Origin of the sequence: Leclercia sp. UBA2479, assembly GCF_002341985.1 — a bacterium.
GTDB classification, from domain to species: Bacteria; Pseudomonadota; Gammaproteobacteria; order Enterobacterales; family Enterobacteriaceae; genus Enterobacter; species Enterobacter pneumoniae.
This window is the reverse complement of sequence record NZ_DDPB01000013.1, coordinates 380,224-401,679: the sequence shown is the minus strand read 5'-3', so window position 1 is coordinate 401,679 and position 21,456 is coordinate 380,224. Positions and strand designations below refer to the sequence as shown.

General features: G+C 54.4%; 18 protein-coding genes. 13 read left to right on the top strand and 5 right to left on the bottom strand.

What is annotated here, in order from left to right:
- Positions 1–35: 35 nt before the first annotated feature.
- Together ampG and B3B59_RS19750 are read right to left on the bottom strand one after the other, a co-directional pair.
- Entirely contained in the window at positions 36–1,511 is a 1,476-nt protein-coding gene (gene ampG, locus B3B59_RS19755) for a muropeptide MFS transporter AmpG (RefSeq protein ID WP_286809805.1), read from the bottom strand.
- 48 nt (positions 1,512–1,559) lie between these two features.
- Positions 1,560–2,138: a lipoprotein gene (locus tag B3B59_RS19750; RefSeq protein ID WP_040076910.1), complete on the bottom strand. Its 579-nt coding sequence runs from the start codon at positions 2,136–2,138 to the stop codon at positions 1,560–1,562.
- 305 nt (positions 2,139–2,443) lie between these two features.
- Between B3B59_RS19750 and bolA the strand changes: the two genes are divergently transcribed.
- The 9 genes from bolA to B3B59_RS19705 all read left to right on the top strand — a co-directional run bounded on the left by bolA (position 2,444) and on the right by B3B59_RS19705 (position 12,772).
- Complete coding sequence (bolA, locus tag B3B59_RS19745; protein ID WP_040076908.1) at positions 2,444–2,761, top strand: transcriptional regulator BolA; 318 nt, start codon at positions 2,444–2,446, stop codon at positions 2,759–2,761.
- Positions 2,762–3,090: 329 nt separating this feature from the next.
- Entirely contained in the window at positions 3,091–4,389 is a 1,299-nt protein-coding gene (gene tig, locus B3B59_RS19740; RefSeq protein ID WP_046884455.1) for a trigger factor, read from the top strand.
- 259 nt (positions 4,390–4,648) lie between these two features.
- Positions 4,649–5,272, top strand: a complete 624-nt coding sequence (gene clpP / locus B3B59_RS19735) for an ATP-dependent Clp endopeptidase proteolytic subunit ClpP (protein WP_003021624.1) — start codon at positions 4,649–4,651, stop codon at positions 5,270–5,272.
- Positions 5,273–5,400: 128 nt separating this feature from the next.
- On the top strand, positions 5,401–6,675 hold the full coding sequence (clpX, locus tag B3B59_RS19730) for an ATP-dependent protease ATP-binding subunit ClpX (protein ID WP_040076904.1): 1,275 nt from the start codon (positions 5,401–5,403) through the stop codon (positions 6,673–6,675).
- 184 nt (positions 6,676–6,859) lie between these two features.
- Positions 6,860–9,214, top strand: a complete 2,355-nt coding sequence (gene lon, locus B3B59_RS19725) for an endopeptidase La (RefSeq protein ID WP_286809804.1) — start codon at positions 6,860–6,862, stop codon at positions 9,212–9,214.
- Positions 9,215–9,424: 210 nt separating this feature from the next.
- Positions 9,425–9,697, top strand: a complete 273-nt coding sequence (hupB, locus tag B3B59_RS19720; protein WP_002444653.1) for a nucleoid-associated protein HU-beta — start codon at positions 9,425–9,427, stop codon at positions 9,695–9,697.
- A 211-nt stretch (positions 9,698–9,908) separates the two neighbouring features.
- Complete coding sequence (ppiD, locus tag B3B59_RS19715; protein ID WP_286809803.1) at positions 9,909–11,783, top strand: peptidylprolyl isomerase; 1,875 nt, start codon at positions 9,909–9,911, stop codon at positions 11,781–11,783.
- Between the two features lie 147 nt (positions 11,784–11,930).
- On the top strand, positions 11,931–12,275 hold the full coding sequence (locus B3B59_RS19710; RefSeq protein ID WP_212477020.1) for a helix-hairpin-helix domain-containing protein: 345 nt from the start codon (positions 11,931–11,933) through the stop codon (positions 12,273–12,275).
- A 98-nt stretch (positions 12,276–12,373) separates the two neighbouring features.
- The gene (locus tag B3B59_RS19705) at positions 12,374–12,772 is read left to right on the top strand and encodes a YbgC/FadM family acyl-CoA thioesterase (RefSeq protein WP_040076900.1); all 399 of its coding nucleotides are present in this window, start codon (positions 12,374–12,376) and stop codon (positions 12,770–12,772) included.
- Positions 12,773–12,818: 46 nt separating this feature from the next.
- Here the strand turns inward: B3B59_RS19705 and queC are convergent, their stop codons facing one another.
- Entirely contained in the window at positions 12,819–13,514 is a 696-nt protein-coding gene (queC, locus tag B3B59_RS19700) for a 7-cyano-7-deazaguanine synthase QueC (protein ID WP_286809802.1), read from the bottom strand.
- Between the two features lie 67 nt (positions 13,515–13,581).
- Entirely contained in the window at positions 13,582–15,282 is a 1,701-nt protein-coding gene (locus B3B59_RS19695; protein WP_286809801.1) for an SgrR family transcriptional regulator, read from the bottom strand.
- A 102-nt stretch (positions 15,283–15,384) separates the two neighbouring features.
- Here B3B59_RS19695 and cof point away from each other — a divergent pair, with 102 nt between their 5' ends.
- Positions 15,385–16,203 (top strand): HMP-PP phosphatase, encoded by an 819-nt coding sequence (cof, locus tag B3B59_RS19690; RefSeq protein ID WP_286809800.1) that lies wholly within the window; start codon positions 15,385–15,387, stop codon positions 16,201–16,203.
- A 40-nt stretch (positions 16,204–16,243) separates the two neighbouring features.
- Here the strand turns inward: cof and B3B59_RS19685 are convergent, their stop codons facing one another.
- On the bottom strand, positions 16,244–17,290 hold the full coding sequence (locus tag B3B59_RS19685) for a PLP-dependent cysteine synthase family protein (protein WP_286809798.1): 1,047 nt from the start codon (positions 17,288–17,290) through the stop codon (positions 16,244–16,246).
- 115 nt (positions 17,291–17,405) lie between these two features.
- On the opposite strand from B3B59_RS19685, the gene B3B59_RS19680 reads away from it, so the two are divergent.
- From B3B59_RS19680 to B3B59_RS19670, 3 genes are read left to right on the top strand one after another with little or no spacing between them, the layout of a single operon-like run.
- Positions 17,406–17,864, top strand: a complete 459-nt coding sequence (locus tag B3B59_RS19680; protein ID WP_040076894.1) for an Lrp/AsnC family transcriptional regulator — start codon at positions 17,406–17,408, stop codon at positions 17,862–17,864.
- A 42-nt stretch (positions 17,865–17,906) separates the two neighbouring features.
- A complete protein-coding gene (locus B3B59_RS19675; protein WP_046884448.1) occupies positions 17,907–19,679 on the top strand; it encodes a SmdA family multidrug ABC transporter permease/ATP-binding protein in 1,773 nt (590 codons plus the stop codon).
- Positions 19,672–21,450, top strand: a complete 1,779-nt coding sequence (locus B3B59_RS19670; protein WP_263616387.1) for a SmdB family multidrug efflux ABC transporter permease/ATP-binding protein — start codon at positions 19,672–19,674, stop codon at positions 21,448–21,450. Before B3B59_RS19675 ends, B3B59_RS19670 begins: the two co-directional genes overlap by 8 nt.
- Positions 21,451–21,456 lie beyond the last annotated feature (6 nt).

Sequence of the window (21,456 nt, the reverse complement as noted above, 5' to 3'; positions counted from 1 at the left end):
TGTTATTACAACGGCAAATAACCTTTTCTTCTGGATTAGGCCATCTGATGTCTGCGCAGCGCCAGGTAATCCAGCACCGCACCGATAAGGATACCCGTCACCGCCAGTAGGGCACCTACGTCGAGCAGAAGATCGGCCATCGGCAAGGCGAGCGCGGTGAGTGCATTGACGATCAACACCAGCAGCCAGACGCCGAGTAACGCACAGCCGGCTATCAGCATGCGCAGAGCAAAACGGTACGCGGAAGGGAAGTCACTTCTCGGCATGAATTGCTCCGTTTGCTGGGTATATTCCAGTGAGCGGCGGCAAATTAGTAAAAGGATCAACCCGGGAACGGCGGCGATAACCGAGAACAGATAGAACTGAGGCCAGCCGTGCGCTTCAACGAACCAGCCTGCCAGCGGGCCGACGTACACCCGGCCAACCGCCGAAAGGGCAGAGAGCAGCGCAAACTGGGTGGCTGAAAAGGATTTGTTGCACAGCGTCATCAGCAGGGCCACAAAGGCAGCTGTGCCCATACCCCCGCACAGATTTTCAAAGAAGACCGCGGCTGCCATGCTCATCATCTGCTTATCGGTCACTGACAGTAACCAGTAACCCGCGTTGGAGATGCCCTGCAGAATGCCAAAGATCAGCAGTGCACGGAATAGCGTTAAACGCTGCATCAAAACTCCGCCGTACAGCGCACCCACAATCGTGGCGATCAGCCCCAGGGTTTTATTCACCACGCCCACTTCGCCGGCATCAAATCCGACGCCACGAATAAGAAAGGTGGTGGTGAGGCTCATGGCAAACGCATCGCCCAGTTTGTAGAGCACAATCAACAGCAGGATCAGCCAGGCGTTATTACGGGCAAAGAAGTCACGTAGCGGCTCGGCCACGGCCTGCTCGAGCGTGCGGGGCACCGGAATAATATCGTCTGGTTCGGGCGCGAGTAGGGTGGCGATCATGCAGGGGATGATTAACGCGGCCATAAGCCAATACATGCCGTGCCAGCCGAGATAACGGTCAGCCAGCCAGAGCGCCAGTCCACCAGATACCAACATTCCCAGCCGATAGCCCAGAACGCTGATCGCCGCGCCTGCCCCGCGCTCTTCTGCAGGCAGCACGTCGGTTTTCCAGGCATCAAAGACAATATCTTGCGACGCCGAGCAGAAGGCGATGACCACCGCCAGCGCCGCCATCCAGCGTAGCTGTGAAGAGGGATCAAGGAAACCCATCCCGGCGATGGCCAGTAAGAGCAGCGCCTGCGTTATCAACAGCCAGCCCCGGCGACGGCCGAGCAACGGCGGCGTGTAGCGGTCCATCACCGGCGACCAGAGGAATTTAAAGACGTAAGCCTGGCCGACCAGAGAGAAGAAGCCGATAGTCTTAAGATCGATGTTCTCAACCGTCATCCAGGCTTGCAGGGTGCCGGAGGTCAAAGCGAGGGGCAAACCGGAGGCGAAGCCGAGGATCAGCAAAATCGCTGATTTAGGTTGCTGGAAAATGCGTAAGTATTGGCTGGACATGTATGCAATGAGAACTGACCCGGCGAAGTGCCGGGTCAGTGAACAGAATTAACGCGCGTTCTGTTTGATGAATTCATGAATGCTGGTGTCCTGCGCCATATCGGCGATGGTATCAGTCAGCACGCTGTTAACCGCATTGGCAATATTCTTGTTGGTGGCCTGGAAGGCGCCTTCAACGGAATAGCTTGCACGGTAGTTTTTGTTCATCTTATTGCCGTTCTTCGCGGTTGCGATGATGGCGATATCTGCTTTGGTGGAGATGTTGTAGCGTACGTTGCCCTGAGAGACATCGGCATACAGATTGTTGACGATAATCTGCAGATCAACCGCACCGCTTGGGCCAATCATGTAGCCGCGGGAGGTCATTTGCTTCTCAAGCACTTCCTGCAGCAAGAAGCGCAGGTCGCGGGATGCGGTCAGGGTAACCAGCTGGTTATCGCGGGTCACTTTCGCCAGAGCCTGGTCGCGACGCTGGTCAGCACCATTGATGCTTACGGTCACGCCCATCAGGCTTGGATCCTGCTGCGGCAGGGAAATTTTTGGCGAAACGTCAATGGTGGTTGGCGGTGTGGCGCAGCCGGCCAGCATGAAAAGTGCGACAAGCGGGAAAAGGAGTTTTTTTAACATGTTCGGGGTCTCTACGGATCGTAAGCATAAATAGACAAAAATTGCCGCCATCATAACATCGCCAACGGCGAGGGGAAGTGGTCAACGCATGTAAATTCATCGTCTTGACTGAAATCTGACCACCTGAACACAATTCCTTATGCCCCTGGGGCAAAACGCATGAGTCTCTTATAGGACTTCATCCCTTTGAATGAGAAAATCAGACGAAAGCTAAATTTTTGTTGTCTTCTTGTTATGCAAGCGGTAAAAGCGGCTAACATTTAAAGGGATGGGTGACATCTCAGCGTTGTCGGAGGAGTAATTTCATGATGATACGTGAACAGATCGAAGATAAATTAAGGGCAGCGTTCGAACCCGTGTTCCTCGAAGTCGTCGACGAGAGCTATCGTCATAACGTACCGGCAGGCTCCGAAAGCCATTTCAAAGTGGTGCTGGTGAGCGATCGTTTTGCCGGTGAGCGGTTCCTTAATCGCCATCGTATGATCTACGGCACGTTGACGGAGGAGCTTTCATCTACCGTACATGCGCTGGCGCTGCACACTTACACTATTAAGGAGTGGAAGGGCTTGCAGGATACCATCTTCGCGTCGCCACCGTGCCGTGGAGCCGGGACTATCGCGTAGTAAATCCCGTTTGCAACAGCGGGAGCTTTTCCAGTATGTTGCATAAAGATTACGTCAAAACGGCCTGCGGGCCGTTTTGTTTTGTCCGGGTTTTGAACCGGTGACGCGATTTTTAGGCGAAAAATAGCCAGAAATTGTGAAAAAAGCCGCAGCAACATGCGGCAACCGTTCTCGACTCACCTAAGTGATGCCGCTATAATGCCGCGTCTTAATGTATGTCTTCGGGATGATTCTGGCGACAGGGAATGTGAATCTGCACTAAGAGAGCATCCCGGCAAACTGACAGATTCAGAGTTGACCGAGCACTGTGATTTTTTTGAGGTAACAAGATGCAAGTTTCAGTTGAAACCACTCAAGGCCTTGGCCGCCGTGTAACGATTACTATCGCTGCTGACAGCATCGAAAACGCTGTTAAGAGCGAGCTGGTCAACGTCGCGAAAAAAGTCCGTATTGACGGCTTCCGTAAGGGCAAAGTCCCAATGAATGTTGTTGCTCAGCGTTATGGCGCTTCTGTACGTCAGGACGTGCTGGGCGAGCTGATGAGCCGTAACTTTATCGACGCCATCATCAAAGAAAAAATCAATCCAGCTGGCGCACCGAACTATGTTCCGGGCGAATACAAACTGGGCGAAGACTTCACTTACTCTGTAGAGTTCGAAGTTTACCCGGAAGTTGAGCTGAAAGGTCTGGAATCCATCGAAGTTGAAAAACCGGTTGTTGAAGTGACCGATACCGACGTTGACGGCATGCTGGACACCCTGCGTAAGCAGCAGGCAACCTGGAAAGACAAAGACGGCGCTGCTGATGCAGAAGACCGCGTCACCGTAGACTTCAGCGGTTCTGTCGACGGCGAAGAGTTCGAAGGCGGTAAAGCGTCTGACTTCGTACTGGCTATGGGCCAGGGTCGTATGATCCCAGGCTTTGAAGACGGTATCAAAGGCCACAAAGCTGGTGAAGAGTTCACCATCGACGTGACCTTCCCGGAAGAGTACCACGCTGAAAACCTGAAAGGTAAAGCAGCGAAATTCGCGATCAACCTGAAGAAAGTGGAAGAGCGTGAACTGCCAGAGCTGACTGAAGAGTTCATCAAACGTTTCGGCGTTGAAGATGGTTCCGTAGCGGGTCTGCGTGCTGAAGTGCGTAAAAACATGGAGCGCGAGCTGAAAGGCGCCGTGCGTAACCGCGTTAAGTCTCAGGCGATCGACGGTCTGGTTAAAGCGAACGAAATCGATATCCCTGCAGCCCTGATCGACAGCGAAATCGACGTTCTGCGTCGCCAGGCTGCTCAGCGTTTCGGTGGTAACGAGAAACAAGCGCTGGAACTGCCACGCGAACTGTTCGAAGAGCAAGCGAAACGTCGCGTTGTTGTTGGCCTGCTGCTGGGCGAAGTGATTCGTACCCACGAACTGAAAGCTGACGAAGAGCGCGTAAAAGGCCTGATCGAAGAGATGGCTTCCGCTTACGAAGATCCGGCAGAAGTGGTTGAGTTCTACGGTAAGAACAAAGAGCTGATGGACAACATGCGCAATGTTGCTCTGGAAGAGCAGGCTGTAGAAGCCGTTCTGGCAAAAGCTAAAGTGACTGAAAAAGCCACTTCTTTCAACGAACTGATGAACCAGCAGGCGTAATTCCGCCGCGTTTGTTTAAAGTTTGTACAAAAACCCGTTGCCTTCCGGCGGCGGGTTTTTTTTATCACACTAATAGCCCAGGAAGAGTGCTAAAACGCCCTTTCAGTGTTAGCGTAACAGCAAAAGATTGTTATGCTTGAAATAGGGCGATGCCACCCCCATTTGTGGGAAAGTAGTATTAAAGAGACTGGCTGATAATCCGTCCACAAGGTTACAATCAGTACAGCAGGTATTTTCATTTTTTATCCAGGAGACGGACATGTCATACAGTGGCGAACGAGATAACTTTGCACCCCACATGGCGTTGGTGCCAATGGTTATTGAACAGACATCGCGCGGTGAACGTTCATTTGATATCTATTCCCGTCTGCTGAAAGAACGCGTTATCTTCTTGACCGGCCAGGTGGAAGACCATATGGCTAACCTGATCGTAGCGCAGATGCTGTTTCTGGAAGCGGAAAACCCGGAAAAAGACATTTACCTGTATATTAATTCTCCAGGCGGTGTCATTACTGCTGGCATGTCCATCTATGACACCATGCAGTTCATCAAACCGGACGTTAGCACCATCTGTATGGGCCAGGCGGCATCAATGGGTGCTTTCCTGCTGACGGCTGGCGCTAAAGGCAAGCGCTTCTGCCTGCCGAACTCCCGCGTGATGATTCACCAGCCGCTGGGCGGCTACCAGGGTCAGGCGACGGATATTGAAATCCACGCCCGTGAAATCCTGAAAGTAAAAGGGCGCATGAATGAACTTATGGCGCACCACACGGGTCAATCTTTAGAGCAGATCGAGCGTGATACCGAGCGCGATCGCTTCCTCTCCGCATCAGAGGCAGTTGAGTACGGCTTAGTCGACTCCATTTTGACCCATCGTAATTGATGCCCACGGCGCGCGTGTGCCGCTATACTAAGGTAGGGCGGCATTTTGCTTCATCAGAAGCATGCGTCTCAGAATGGCATTTGCGTCGTCATGTGCGGCACAAAGAACTTAAAAAGAGGTTTTGACTCATGACAGATAAACGCAAAGATGGTTCGGGCAAACTGCTGTACTGCTCTTTTTGCGGCAAAAGCCAGCATGAAGTGCGCAAACTGATTGCCGGGCCGTCCGTGTATATCTGCGATGAATGTGTCGATTTATGTAACGACATCATTCGCGAAGAGATTAAAGAAGTTGCTCCGCATCGTGAACGCAGCGCGTTGCCGACACCGCATGAGATCCGTCATCACCTTGATGACTATGTCATCGGTCAGGAACAGGCCAAGAAAGTCCTGGCTGTGGCGGTGTATAACCACTACAAACGTCTCCGTAATGGCGATACCAGCAATGGTGTTGAGCTTGGCAAAAGTAACATTCTGCTGATTGGACCAACGGGTTCCGGTAAAACGTTGCTGGCAGAGACGCTGGCGCGCCTGCTGGATGTTCCGTTCACCATGGCGGACGCTACCACATTGACCGAAGCCGGTTATGTGGGTGAAGACGTTGAAAATATTATTCAGAAGCTGCTGCAGAAGTGCGATTACGACGTGCAGAAAGCCCAGCGCGGTATCGTTTATATCGATGAGATCGACAAAATCTCGCGTAAATCCGATAACCCGTCCATCACCCGCGATGTGTCCGGTGAAGGGGTTCAGCAGGCTCTGTTGAAACTGATTGAAGGTACCGTAGCTGCGGTTCCGCCGCAGGGTGGCCGTAAACATCCGCAGCAGGAGTTCCTGCAGGTTGATACCTCCAAGATCCTGTTCATCTGTGGTGGTGCGTTTGCCGGTCTGGACAAAGTGATCTCCCACCGTGTAGAAACTGGCTCTGGTATTGGTTTTGGCGCCACGGTGAAAGGAAAATCTGAAAAAGCGAACGAAGGTGAGCTGTTAGCGCAGGTTGAGCCAGAAGATCTGATCAAATTTGGTCTGATCCCTGAGTTCATTGGTCGTCTGCCGGTTGTGGCGACACTGAGCGAGCTGAGCGAAGACGCTCTGATTCAGATCCTGAAAGAGCCGAAAAACGCCCTGACGAAACAGTATCAGGCGTTGTTCAACCTTGAAGGTGTTGACCTGGAGTTCCGTGACGAAGCGCTGGATGCGATTGCCAAGAAAGCCATGGCCCGTAAAACCGGTGCCCGTGGTCTGCGTTCAATCGTTGAAGCCGCGCTGCTCGATACCATGTACGACCTTCCTTCTATGGAAGAGGTCGAGAAAGTGGTTATCGATGAGTCCGTGATTGCAGGCCAAACTAAGCCGCTGCTGATTTATGGCAAACCAGAAGCGCAGCAGGCTTCTGGCGAATAATTCACCAACTCATACAATCAGTTAATCAAAAAGGGGGGATTTTATCCCCCCTTTTATTTTTCCGTATTCATGACGTTGAATGTGTGGGAAACATCCCCATATACTGGATTACATGTTAATGGTTGGGTGAAGCACAGTCACGCAGCCTGATTACCTGGCGGACACTAAACTAAGAGAGAGCTCTATGAATCCTGAGCGTTCTGAACGCATTGAAATCCCCGTATTGCCGCTGCGCGATGTGGTGGTTTATCCGCACATGGTCATACCCTTATTTGTAGGGCGGGAAAAATCTATCCGTTGTCTTGAAGCCGCCATGGATCATGATAAAAAAATCATGCTGGTTGCGCAGAAAGAAGCATCAACGGATGAGCCGGGTGTAAATGATCTTTTCACCGTCGGGACCGTGGCCTCTATTTTGCAGATGCTGAAGCTGCCTGACGGCACCGTCAAGGTGCTGGTCGAAGGCCTGCAGCGTGCGCGTATTACCACCTTGTCTGATGATGGCGAACACTTCTCTGCTAAGGCAGAGTATCTTGACTCACCGCAGCTTGACGAGCGTGAGCAGGAGGTGCTGGTACGCACCGCCATTAGCCAGTTCGAAGGCTATATCAAGCTGAACAAAAAAATCCCACCAGAAGTGCTGACGTCGCTGAACAGCATCGACGATCCTGCGCGTCTGGCGGATACCATCGCTGCGCACATGCCGCTGAAGCTGGCTGACAAACAGTCCGTGCTGGAGATGTCCGACGTTAATGAACGTCTGGAATATCTGATGGCGATGATGGAGTCCGAGATCGATCTGCTGCAGGTGGAAAAGCGTATTCGCAACCGCGTGAAAAAGCAGATGGAGAAATCTCAGCGTGAGTACTACCTGAATGAGCAGATGAAGGCTATTCAGAAAGAGCTTGGCGAGATGGACGACGCGCCGGACGAAAACGAAGCCCTGAAGCGTAAAATCGACGCCGCGAAAATGCCGAAAGAGGCAAAAGAGAAAGCGGAAGCCGAGCTGCAGAAGCTGAAAATGATGTCTCCAATGTCCGCCGAAGCCACTGTGGTGCGCGGCTACATTGAGTGGATGGTTCAGGTGCCATGGAATACCCGTAGCAAGGTCAAGAAAGATCTGCGCCAGGCGCAAGAAGTCCTTGATACCGACCACTATGGCCTCGAACGTGTCAAAGATCGCATCCTTGAATATCTCGCGGTCCAGAGCCGTGTGAATAAAATCAAAGGGCCAATTCTCTGTCTGGTAGGGCCGCCGGGGGTGGGTAAAACCTCTCTGGGGCAGTCCATTGCCCAGGCAACCGGGCGCAAGTATGTGCGAATGGCGCTGGGTGGGGTACGTGATGAAGCGGAAATCCGCGGTCACCGTCGTACCTATATCGGCTCCATGCCAGGCAAACTGATTCAGAAGATGGCAAAAGTGGGGGTGAAAAACCCACTGTTCCTGCTTGATGAGATCGACAAAATGTCTTCGGACATGCGTGGCGATCCGGCGTCCGCTCTGCTGGAAGTGCTTGATCCAGAACAGAACGTGGCCTTCAGCGATCACTATCTGGAAGTGGACTACGACCTGAGCGATGTGATGTTCGTGGCGACCTCCAACTCCATGAACATTCCGGCACCGCTGCTGGATCGTATGGAAGTGATCCGTCTCTCTGGTTATACCGAAGATGAGAAGCTGAACATTGCCAAACGCCACCTGCTGCCGAAGCAGATTGAGCGCAACGCCCTGAAAAAAGGCGAACTGACGGTCGACGATAGCGCCATTATTGGCATCATTCGTTACTATACCCGTGAAGCTGGTGTCCGTAGCCTGGAGCGTGAAATCTCAAAACTGTGCCGTAAAGCGGTCAAACAACTGCTGCTGGATAAAACCGCGAAGCAGATTGAGATTAATGGTGAAAACCTGCATGAGTTTCTTGGCGTTCAGCGCTACGACTACGGTCGCGCGGATAGCGAAAACCGCGTGGGCCAGGTCACCGGTCTGGCGTGGACGGAAGTGGGCGGCGATCTGCTGACCATCGAAACTGCCTGCGTGCCTGGCAAAGGTAAGCTCACTTATACCGGTTCTCTGGGTGAAGTGATGCAGGAATCCATCCAGGCTGCGCTGACCGTGGTGCGCGCGCGCGCGGAAAAACTGGGTATTAATCCGGACTTCTACGAAAAACGCGATATCCACGTTCACGTACCGGAAGGGGCAACGCCGAAAGACGGTCCAAGCGCCGGTATCGCGATGTGTACCGCTCTGGTCTCCTGCCTGACCGGTAACCCGGTACGTGCTGATGTGGCCATGACCGGTGAGATCACTTTGCGTGGCCAGGTTCTGCCGATTGGTGGTTTGAAAGAAAAACTGCTGGCAGCCCACCGCGGTGGTATTAAAACTGTGCTTATTCCTTACGAGAACAAGCGCGATCTGGAAGAAATTCCAGATAACGTTATTGCCGATCTGGAGATCCATCCGGTGAAACGCATTGAAGAGGTTCTGACATTAGCACTGCAGAATGAGCCCTCCGGAATGCAGGTTGTAACGGCAAAATAGTGACCTCGCGCAAAGAGCGTCAATAAAAACAAGGCTGGTGAGCCATTTCGGGCTTGCCAGCCTTTTTTTGTATAGCTAATTTAGATTGCTGATTAGGTCAGCCATCAACAACGGGTGTTGTAAGGTTATGGCAGGCCTGATATAACTGCTGCGCGGTCGCGTTGTGAAGGATTCAGGCGCGATATAAATTATAAAGAGAGGAAGAGAAGAGTGAATAAATCTCAACTGATTGACAAAATTGCTGCGGGTGCCGATATCTCTAAAGCTGCGGCTGGACGTGCGTTAGATGCTCTGATTGCTTCTGTTACCGAATCTCTGCAGGCCGGAGACGACGTAGCGCTGGTAGGCTTTGGTACTTTTGCTGTTAAAGAGCGTGCTGCCCGTACTGGCCGCAACCCTCAGACCGGCAAAGAAATCACCATCGCTGCCGCTAAAGTTCCAGGTTTCCGTGCAGGTAAAGCGCTGAAAGACGCAGTAAACTGATTGCTTTTTTGCTTCAGGGAAGTCGACATCTCCAAGGGCGCATCATTTGATGTGCCTTTTTTGTTTGTCCAGGACTGTTTTCTGCGAGTTTCTGCGAGTTGTGGGCTGACAATCGCCCTGTTTTCTTGTCACAATACATTTTTACGCGCTGCGGTCAGGATTTCCGCCAGCGTCAGGTCACCAGTCACCTACAGCGGAGTGTGGTCACACCATGATGGACAACTTACGCACGGCTGCTAACAGTCTCGTGCTCAAGATTATTTTCGGTATCATTATTTTGTCGTTCATTTTGACCGGCGTAAGCGGATATCTGATTGGCGGTAGCGCAAACTATGCCGCAAAAGTGAATGACCAGGAAATTAGCCGTGGGCAGTTTGAGAACGCTTTTGCCAATGAACGTAACCGTATGCAGCAGCAACTGGGCGATCAGTTCTCTGAACTGGCAGCAAACGAAGGTTATATGAAAACGCTGCGTGAGCAGACGCTGAACCGTCTTATCGACGAAGCGCTGCTTGACCAGTACGCCCACAATCTCGGCCTGGGTATCAGCGATGATCAAGTGAAAAAAGTGATTTTCACAACCCCTGCTTTCCAGACCGACGGCAAGTTTGATAACACCCGCTACAACGCCATTATTGGCCAGATGGGCATGTCAGCCGACCAGTACGCACAAGCGCTGCGCAATCAGCTGACGACGCAGCAGCTGATCAACGCCATCGTGGGTAGCGATTTCATGCTGAAAGGCGAAACCGACGAGCTGGCGGCACTTGTTGCACAACAGCGAATTGTTCGCGAAGCCACTTTCGACGTTAACGCTCTGGCCGCGAAGCAAAAGGTGAGCGAGCAGGAAGTTAACGCTTACTACGAGCAGAACAAAAATAACTTCACCGCACCTGAGCAGTTCCGCATCAGCTACATTAAGCTGGACGCCGCGGCGATGCAGGAAAATGCGTCGGATGCCGATATTCAGTCTTACTACGATCAGCATCAGGATCAGTTCACTCAGCCTCAGCGTAACCGTTACAGCGTGATCCAGACTAAAACGGAAGCAGATGCGAAAGCCGTGCTGGACGAACTGAACAAAGGCGCAAACTTTGCCACCATTGCCAAAGAAAAATCCACCGATATCATCTCTGCGAAAAACGGCGGCGATATGGGCTGGCTGGAAGAGGCTACCACCCCAGAAGAGCTGAAAAACGCCGGTCTGAAAGAGAAAGGCCAACTTTCAGGGGTGATCAAATCTTCTGTAGGCTTCCTGGTTGCCCGCCTGGACGACGTTGAGCCTGCTAAAACGAAACCGCTGACCGAAGTGCGTGATGATATCGCCGCCAAAGTGAAGCAAGAAAAAGCGCTGGATGCCTTCTACGCGCTGCAGCAGAAAGTGAGCGATGCCGCAAGCAACGATAACGAGTCGCTGGCGGGCGCGGAGCAGGCTGCCGGTGCTAAAGCGGTGACCACGGGCTGGTTTGGTCGTAACAATCTGCCAGAAGAGCTGAACTTCAAACCTGTATCAGACGCTATCTTCAACGGTGGCCTGGTGGGTGAGAACGGCACGCCGGGCAGCAACTCCGACATCATCACCGTTGACGGCGATCGCGCCTTCGTTTTACGCGTAGCTGAGCATAAACCAGAGGCGATTAAACCGCTGGCGGAAGTGAAAGATCAGATCACGGCAATAGTTCAGCACAACAAAGCAGAGCAGCAGGCCAAACTGGATGCTGAGAAACTGCTGGTTGAGCTGAAAGCAGGGAAAGGCGACGAGGCGCTGAAGGCGGCTGGTCTGAGCTTCGGTGAAGCCAAAACCCTGAGCCATACCGGTCAGGATCCTGTTAGCCAGGCAGCCTTTGCGCTGAGCCAGCCGGCGAAAGATAAACCGAGCTTTGGTATTGCAAGCGATATGCAGGGCAACGTGGTTATTCTGGCTCTGGATGAAGTGAAGTCTGGCACCCTGCCGGAAGCGCAGAAAAAGGCGATGGTTCAGGGGATCACCCAGAACAATGCCCAGATCACTTTCGAAGCGCTGATGAGCAACCTGCGCAAAGAAGCCAAAATTAAGCTGGGCGATGTCATAACTCAGCAGCAATAATTTCAGCGTTGCTCGCAAATTTACGCAACGCATTGCAACTCTCAAAGGCCGCTTACGCGGCCTTTTCCATTTCTGCCATCTGCTGTTTGTTCGTTTGTTAGCGTCCGGCTATCGTGGCCTGGCTGTTAACAAACAAGGAGAAACAGTATGAAACGTGGAATCAAAGCTCTCTGTATTGCCCTGGCTTTCGCCGGTCTATCCACTAGCGTCTCTCTGCAGGCGGCCCCCGTCGCCTCACCGCAGAGTAAGACTGCACCAGCCGCAGCGGCCCCGGCAAAAGCGACGGAGAGTGCAGATGGACAAGTCAGTATCAATAGCGCCCCGGCTGAAGAGCTGGCCCGGATTCTCAACGGCGTTGGTCTGAAGAAGGCGCAGGCGATTGTAAGCTACCGGGAAGAGTACGGCCCCTTCAAAACCGTCGATGACCTGAAGCAGGTGCCCGGCATGGGAAGCGCGCTGGTTGAGCGTAATCTGGCGAACCTAAAACTCTGAGTTTTTTTCTTGCACGGTGGCAAAAGTTTGCCAGGATAAAGAGGTCATACCAGTTATGACCTCTGATCCTATAAATAGACAATAAAGGCTATTGCGCTATGCAGACTCAAATCAAAGTACGTGGTTTTCATCTGGATGTTTATCAGCACGTCAATAACGCCCGCTATCTCGAATTTCTGGAAGAGGCGCGGTGGGATGGGCTGGAAAACAGCGAAAGCTTTCAGTGGCTAACGGCGCACAACATCGCTTTTGTGGTGGTGAATATTAACATCAATTATCGCCGCCCGGCCGTACTGGGCGATCTGCTTACCGTAACCAGTCAGGTGCAGCAACTCAACGGCAAAAGCGGAGTCCTGAGCCAGGTCGTGACGCTGGAGCCCGAAGGGCAAAACGTAGCAGATGCGCTGATCACTTTCGTCTGTATCGATTTGAAGACCCAAAAAGCGCTGCCGCTGGAAGGGGAGTTGCGGGAAAAACTGGAAAAGCTGATCAAATAAAGTGGAAACCTGCCGGGTGAAGGATTTTCACCCGGCGAGTCCGGAACTACTGCAGCCCGGTTTTCGCTTTCAGCGAAGCCATCACTCCGGCTTTGTTCTCCAGGTACTGATTCAGGCCGTTTGCCCGGAGGTTACAGGCCGCGCACTGGCCACAGCCATCTCCCTTAATGCCGTTATAGCAGGTGAGAGTTTCATTGCGCACCATCTCCAGCTTGCCCCAGTGGTCTGCCAGCGCCCAGGTTTCGGCTTTATCGAGCCACATAAGCGGCGTTTCAAAGCGAATTTCTTTCGCCATGCCCAGGCTCACCGCATGGTTGAGGGCTTTAACAAATTCATCGCGGCAGTCGGGGTAGCCAGAAAAATCGGTTTCACACACGCCGGTAATCACCGCTTCGGCCTGAACCTGATAAGCATAAATCGCGGTCAGGGTCAGAAAGAGAATATTACGCCCCGGGACGAAGGTATTGGGAATGCCACTGGCATCGGGTTCGTAGTCTGGCACCGGGATGCTATCGCGCGTGAGGCTACTGACCGCCAGTTCGTTCAGCAAAGTGGCGTCCAGCACCTTGTGCGCACGTGCGCCAAGCTTGATGGCCAGTTCACGGGCGACATCGATTTCAGCGCGGTGGCGTTGACCATAATCGAAGGTGACGCAGTGAACCTCATCATATTGCTGTAGCGCCTGAACCAGGCAGGTAGTGGAATCTTGTCCTCCGCTAAAGACGACGACGGCACGTTTCATATCTCTTCCCAACGTTAACGGTGTAAAACGCAATGGTAACGCGGGCAAGCAGCGGCGACCAGCTTCTTCACGTTCCCGGTGCCGGCAGCCAGGCTTCGGTAAATTCAAACCAGCCGCGCGGGTTGAGTCGAATACCGTTTACGCCCGGCGGCGCGCTTACCTGATAGTGATAATTGAAGAGAGGGGTCAGCACGGCGCTCTCCATCAAACCCGCGAAGACCGCTTTTAGCGCTGAGTCGCGAGCGCTGGCGGCGGGCTGCGCCTGTACTGCATCCAGCGTAGCCAGAAGATGGGAATATTGGGCCGGACTCAGTAATTGCGGCCACAGCACATCGCAGCGTAGCCATTGCTCAAGCGTGTACTCTGGCGCCTCGCCAATAAGCCTGTCGCCCATCATGATGTCGGCCTGGGGCAGTACGCCGCAGCCATCCCATGTTTTGGCATCGTGAAAGATAATGTGCAACTGACAACCCTGCTGTGCCAGATAGCGCCTGAGCTGCTCTGCCATAGTGTGTAACTCCACGGGCAGGTGGTAGGCGAGGGTCAGCGTTTCTGGTAATGCCGTTTGTTGCGCGTCGGGCCACTCGGGAATGGCCCAGCCCGGCAAGAGCTCGTTTGCCGGTGTAATCAAATTTTCTTCCAGCGGTAACGTATGCAAAAGCGCGGTGTGATGAATGATTTGAATAAGACGACGGGCCTGCAGTTCGCTCAGCCGCGAACTCTGGCGCAAGGTCAGATAACAAAATCCCAGGCTAATGCTGTTGCTCACCAGCCGCAGGCTGGCAAGTTCATCGGGTTCGCCAATCGCGATCTGTACGGGGTGGCGACAGCTGGTGCCCAGATCCTGCTCAAAGAGTTGCGGGGTAATCCAGTACTCGATCGCTTTCAGCAGAGGGTGGCTAAGATGGTACTGCTCATGGCTTTCAATTCGCACCAGCTCAGGCCCGAAGATCGCCAGTCGAAACGGACCGCAGCCGATGAGCGGCATGCTGGGGTGGGCCAGCCGACTGCAGTAGCTCGCCAGCCGATGCGCCAGCCAGTAATCGGGCTGATGCAGAATAAAGGTCAGGCATTGAGGATGGGTGACCTCAATGCGCGATACGCTGTTAAACAGCTTACGTAGCGCGGGCATGGCAAGCAGCAGCGCCAGGCGGTTTTGCAGGTGCGCGGTCTCGACCTTATCGCCGTTATGCCAGTGCAGGGTTGAGCGGATGTAAAAATGCCAGCGCAGGCCATCCGGGGCGATCTCCCAGTGGTGTGCCAGATCGCCAACCGGCTCGCTGCTCGTGTCGTCAAACCGGGTGATACCGGAAAAGATCTGTCCTACCAGGTGCTGCTCTGCACGCCCCGGTAAAAAGCCCGGCTGCAGCGGCTCCAGTGGGCGGTAGTAAGGGATACGCAGCGTTGGGGTATCGTTCTGCCACTGACCGCCCATAAAGGGCTGCAGCAGTGTGTGTAGATCCTGCGGCGCCAGCTGCGCCAATTCCAGAGCCGTCTGTTGATGACCACGTTGAAGCGCCTCTTCCATCATCGCGTTGCGTAACGCGTCGGGGGTAACATGGAAGAGCAGATCACCGCGTTTACCGCGCCCTGGCCGTGCCGTCCAGCTCAACCAGCCCGCCTCCTGCGCCTGTCGCAATAGCGTACGCACATGCCGTTCACTGCAAAAACAGCGGCCGGCCAGCTCAGCCACGCTCACTTGCTGCGGTGCCCCGGCTGAAGGCTGCCAGAGCCGTTGATACTGATTAAGACGGTTAAGAAGGCGCATAGAAAACCCGGAACAATATTATTTAACTATTCAGTATTACTTCCGTATATCTCAGGTGATACTGATCCACAAGTTAAACGCATCACACTTTCGGGAGTACGCATGGCTCGCCTGGCTGCATTCGATATGGACGGTACGCTATTAATGCCGGATCACCGGTTAGGTGAAAAAACCCTGAGCGCACTTAAGCGCCTGCGTGAGCGTGATATTACTCTTACGTTTGCCACAGGCCGCCACGCGCTGGAGATGCGCCATCTGATGGGTAAACTTTCGCTGGATGCGTTTCTGATCACCGGCAACGGGACGCGTATTCACTCGCTGGAAGGGGAGGAACTCCACCGTCAGGATCTTGATCCGCAGGTGGCGGATATCGTTCTGCACAGCACCTGGGATACCCAAGCCAGTATTCACGTCTTTAATGATGATGGCTGGTTTACCAACAGGGAAATCCCCGAACTGCTGCACGCTCATGCTTACAGCGGTTTTCATTATCAGCTAACTGACCTGCGTCGTCTTCCCGCCTATGCCGTGACGAAGATCTGTTTCTGCGGCGATCATGAGGATCTGTGTCGGTTGCGCATTCAGTTGAACGAGGCGTTGGGCGAGAGGGTGCATCTCACCTTCTCGGCAGAATATTGTCTCGAGGTGCTGCCGGTGGGGTGTAACAAAGGCTCTGCCCTGGCGGTGCTGAGCGATCACCTGGGCCTTACCCTGCAGGAGTGTATGGCGTTTGGCGATGCCATGAATGACCGCGAGATGCTGGGCAGCGTTGGTCGCGGATTGATTATGGGCAATGCGATGCCGCAGCTGATTGCTGAGCTTTCGCACCTCCCGATTATTGGACACTGCCGCAACGAAGCCGTGTCCCACTATTTAACCCATTGGCTGGACACACCAAATCTTCCTTATTCCCCCGAATAGTGAGACCCTTCCAGCAAGCCAGACGTCCGTCTGGCTTTTTTTATTTCACGAGCCGGGCAATCTCTTGCTGCCAGGCTGAAATATCGCCAATGTTCGCGACTACCCACTCCGCATTATAATAGGTGTCGAGATAGCGCTCGCCGCTGTCACACAGCAGGGTCACTATGGAACCGGTCTGGCCCGCGTCGCGCATCCGGGCTGCCAGCTGTAACGCGCCCCACATGTTGGTGCCGGTTGAGGCACCGACCTTACGCCCCAGTTGGGATTCCAGCCAATGGGCAGTGGCTACGCTGGCGGCGTCCGGCACGCGCAGCATCTCGTCTACCACATCGGGAATAAAGGAAGGCTCGACGCGCGGGCGGCCAATCCCTTCGATTTTACTGCCCACCGGGCTGCGCAGGCTGCTATCCCGGCTCTGCCAGTAATCAAGGAACACGGAGTTTTGCGGGTCCACCACCATCAGGCGGGTGTCATAGCCCTGGCAGCGAATATAGCGACCAATCGTTGCCGAGGTACCGCCGGTACCGGCGCTCATCACGATGTGGATCGGCACCGGGTTCGGCTCGCACTGCATCTGGCGGAATATACTGTCGGCAATGTTGTTATTACCGCGCCAGTCGGTGGCACGTTCGGCGTAAGTGAACTGATCCATATAATGGCCGTGCAGCTCGTGGGCCAGCATCTCTGAGGCCGCATAGATTTCACATGCGCTCTCAACAAAGTGGCAGCGGCCGCCATAAAATTCGATCTGTTCAATTTTACGCTTTGCGGTACAGGCGGGCATCACGGCGATAAACGGCAGGCCCAGCAGGCGGGCGAAATACGCCTCTGACACGGCGGTAGATCCCGACGAGGACTCAATAATGGGAGTCCCCTCTTTTATCCAGCCGTTACACAAGCCATATAAAAACAGCGAGCGGGCGAGGCGATGCTTCAGGCTGCCGGTCGGATGAGTGCTTTCATCTTTCAGGTAGAGCTGAATCCCGGCAAAACCCGGCAGCGGAAGGCGAATGAGATGGGTATCGGCCGATCGCTGATAGTCGGCGTTGATTTCGCTGATGGCATGTTTAACCCAGGTGCTATTCATCGTAATTATCCGTTTGTCATTTTGTGCCCAGCATAGCGAAAAGCACAGAAAAAATTGTTGCTATCTGGCCTTTAAAATAGAATGTAAGGAGAAAAATTTTCTCTGTGGGGGCGCTATGCTAGATAAAATTGACCGTAAGCTACTCTCATTACTGCAAAGTGACTGCACCCTCTCTTTGCAGGCGCTGGCGGATGCCGTTAATCTGACCACCACGCCCTGCTGGAAGCGCCTTAAACGCCTGGAAGATGAGGGCATTTTGCTGGGCCGCGTAGCGCTGCTTGATCCCGAAAAACTGGGGCTTGGTTTAACCGCCTTTGTGCTGATAAAAACGCAGCACCACAGTAGCGACTGGTATTGCCGGTTCGTGAGCGAGGTGACCGGCATGCCGGAAGTGCTCGGTTTCTGGCGCATGGCGGGGGAGTACGACTACCTGATGCGCGTTCAGGTGGCGGACATGAAACGGTATGATGACTTTTACAAACGGCTGGTCAACAGCGTGCCCGGCCTGTCGGATGTCACCTCCAGCTTCGCCATGGAACAGATTAAATACACCACAGCGTTACCCATTGAATAACCTCCCGGCCTGGCCGGAACAAGACCTTCAGGAAAAGACCGCGTGCGATTATTTGCTCAGTTAAGCTGGTATTTTCGTCGGGAGTGGCAACGCTACCTCGGCGCAGTTGCCCTGCTTATTATCATTGCCATTCTGCAACTTATTCCGCCTAAGGTGGTGGGGTACGTGGTGGATGGCGTTACGGAACAGCATTACACCACCGCACGGGTGTTGATGTGGATCGGCACGCTGGTGCTGACGGCGGTGGTGGTCTATCTGCTGCGCTATGTCTGGCGTGTCCTGTTATTCGGCGCGTCCTACCAATTAGCAGTGGAACTGCGTGAAGATTTTTATCGTCAGCTTAGCCGTCAGCATCCGGAATTCTATCTGCGTCACCGCACCGGGGATCTGATTGCCCGGGCCACTAACGATGTAGACCGCGTGGTCTTTGCCGCCGGAGAAGGGGTCTTAACCCTGGTTGACTCGCTGGTGATGGGATGCGCGGTGTTGATAGTGATGTCGACCCAGATCAGCTGGCAGTTAACGCTGCTGGCCCTGTTGCCGATGCCCGTCATGGCGCTGGCGATCAAACGTTATGGCGATCAGCTACATGAGCGCTTTAAGCTGGCGCAGGCTGCCTTCTCCTCGCTGAACGATCGCACGCAGGAGAGCCTGACCAGTATTCGAATGATTAAAGCCTTTGGCCTGGAAGACCGGCAATCGTCGCTCTTCGCTGCCGATGCCGCCGATACGGGCGCAAAAAATATGCGGGTAGCCCGCATCGATGCCCGGTTTGATCCCACTATCTATATCGCTATCGGCATGGCGAACATGCTGGCGATTGGTGGCGGAAGCTGGATGGTGGTTCAGGGCTCGTTAACGCTCGGTCAGCTCACCAGCTTTGCCATGTATCTTGGCCTGATGATCTGGCCGATGCTGGCGCTGGCATGGATGTTCAACATTGTTGAGCGCGGTAGCGCGGCCTATAGCCGTATTCGCGACATGCTCGCCGAGGCCCCGGTGGTAAATGACGGGAGCGAGCCGGTGCCGGAAGGGCGCGGCGAGCTGAAGGTCGCCATCCGTTCATTCAGCTACCCGCACGCCGAACGGGTCTCCCTTGAGAATGTTCATTTCGCCCTGCGTCCCGGGCAGATGCTGGGGATTTGCGGCCCGACCGGCGCAGGCAAAAGTACCCTGCTATCGTTGATCCAGCGTCATTTTGATATCGACCAGGGAGATATCCGTTTTCACGACATTCCCCTGACCCGCCTGCAGCTGGATAGCTGGCGCAGCCGGCTGGCCGTGGTGAGCCAGACGCCGTTCCTCTTCTCCGATACGGTTGCCAGTAATATCGCGCTTGGCTGCCCTGAGGCCACCCAGCAGGAGATTGAACATGTCGCCCGTCTGGCGAGCGTGCATGAGGATATTTTACGTCTGCCGCAGGGCTATGAAACTGAGGTGGGCGAGCGGGGCGTGATGCTCTCTGGCGGCCAAAAACAGCGTATTTCGATTGCCCGTGCCCTGTTGTTAAATGCTGAAATCCTGATTCTGGATGATGCGCTATCGGCCGTAGATGGGCGTACCGAGCATCAGATCCTGCATAACCTGCGTCAGTGGGGCGAAGGCCGCACGGTGATCATCAGCGCCCATCGCCTGTCAGCCCTGACAGAAGCGAGTGAGATCCTGGTGATGCAGCATGGGCATATTGCCCAGCGCGGGCAGCACGAGCTGTTGTCAGAACAACCTGGATGGTATCGCGATATGTATCGCTATCAACAGCTAGAAGCCGCGCTGGATGATGCGCCGGAAGTGAATGAGGAGGCCAGCGATGCGTAGTTTTGGACAGTTGTGGCCTATCCTGAAGCGGCTGCTGGCCTACGGCTCGCCGTGGCGAAAACCGCTATCGCTGGCGGTGGTGATGCTGTGGATCGCCGCGATCGCTGAAGTGAGCGGGCCACTGCTTATCAGCTATTTTATCGACAACATGGTAGCCAAAAGTTACCTGCCGCTGGGCCTGGTTGCCGGGCTGGGGGTGGCTTACGTCGGTCTGCAGCTGTTAGCTGCCGGTTTGCACTATGCCCAATCGCTGCTCTTTAACCAGGCCGCCGTAGGCGTGGTCCAGCAACTGCGTACCGACGTCATGGATGCTGCGCTGCGCCAGCCGTTGAGCGAGTTTGATACCCAGCCGGTGGGGCAGATTATCTCTCGCGTAACCAATGATACGGAAGTGATCCGCGATCTCTACGTCACCGTGGTCTCCACGGTGCTGCGCAGCGCGGCGCTGATTGGGGCAATGCTGGTGGCGATGTTCAGCCTTGAATGGCGCATGGCGCTGGTGGCGATCGCGATCTTCCCTGCCGTCTTTATTGTCATGATGATCTACCAGCGTTACAGCACGCCTATCGTCCGTCGTGTGCGTGCCTACCTGGCAGACATTAACGACGGCTTTAACGAAGTCATTAATGGTATGAGTGTGATCCAGCAGTTCCGCCAGCAGGCGCGCTTTGGTGAACGGATGGGGGAAGCGAGCCGTTCACATTATATGGCGCGCATGCAGACCCTGCGGCTGGATGGCTTCCTGCTGCGCCCGTTGCTGAGCCTCTTTTCGGCCCTGATCCTCTGTGGTTTGCTCCTGCAATTTGGTCTGGGGGCCAACGGCACTATTCAGGTGGGGGTTCTCTACGCCTTCATTAGCTATCTTGGGCGTTTAAACGAACCGCTAATCGAACTCACCACGCAGCAATCAATGCTGCAACAGGCGGTTGTCGCGGGCGAGCGGGTGTTTGAACTGATGGACAGGCCGCGTCAGATGTACGGCCAGGACACCCGGGAGCTGCAAAGCGGCGATATCGCTATTGATAATCTTTCTTTTGCGTATCGCGACGATCGTCTGGTATTGCAGGACATCAATCTTCACGTTCCGTCCCGCAGCTTTGTGGCGCTGGTGGGCCATACCGGGAGCGGTAAAAGTACCTTAGCCAGCCTGCTGATGGGCTACTATCCGCTGACGCAGGGGGAGATCCGTCTTGATGGTCGTCCGCTGGCGACTCTGAGCCACAGCACGCTGCGCAAAGGGGTGGCGATGGTGCAACAAGATCCGGTGGTGCTGGCAGACACCTTCTTCGCCAACGTTACGCTGGGGCGTGATTACAGCGAAGAGCAGGTGTGGGCCGTGCTGGAGCAGGTGCAGCTGGCTGAACTGGCGCGGGGCTTACATGACGGCATCCATACGCGGCTGGGAGAGCAGGGCAATAATTTGTCGGTGGGCCAAAAACAGCTGTTGGCGCTGGCGCGGGTGTTGATTGAGACGCCGCAGGTGCTGATCCTTGATGAAGCCACCGCAAGTATCGACTCCGGCACCGAGCAGGCTATCCAGCAGGCCCTGGCGGCGGTTCGTGAACAAACCACGCTGGTGGTGATCGCTCACCGACTCTCCACCATCGTTGAAGCCGATACCATTCTGGTGCTGCACCGCGGACAGGCCGTAGAGCGGGGTACACACCGGCAACTGCTTGAGGCGAAAGGCCGTTACTGGCAGATGTATCAGCTGCAGCTAGCGGGCGAGGAGCTGGAGGCCAGCACTCGCGAGGAGTCACTCAGCGCCTGATGCACC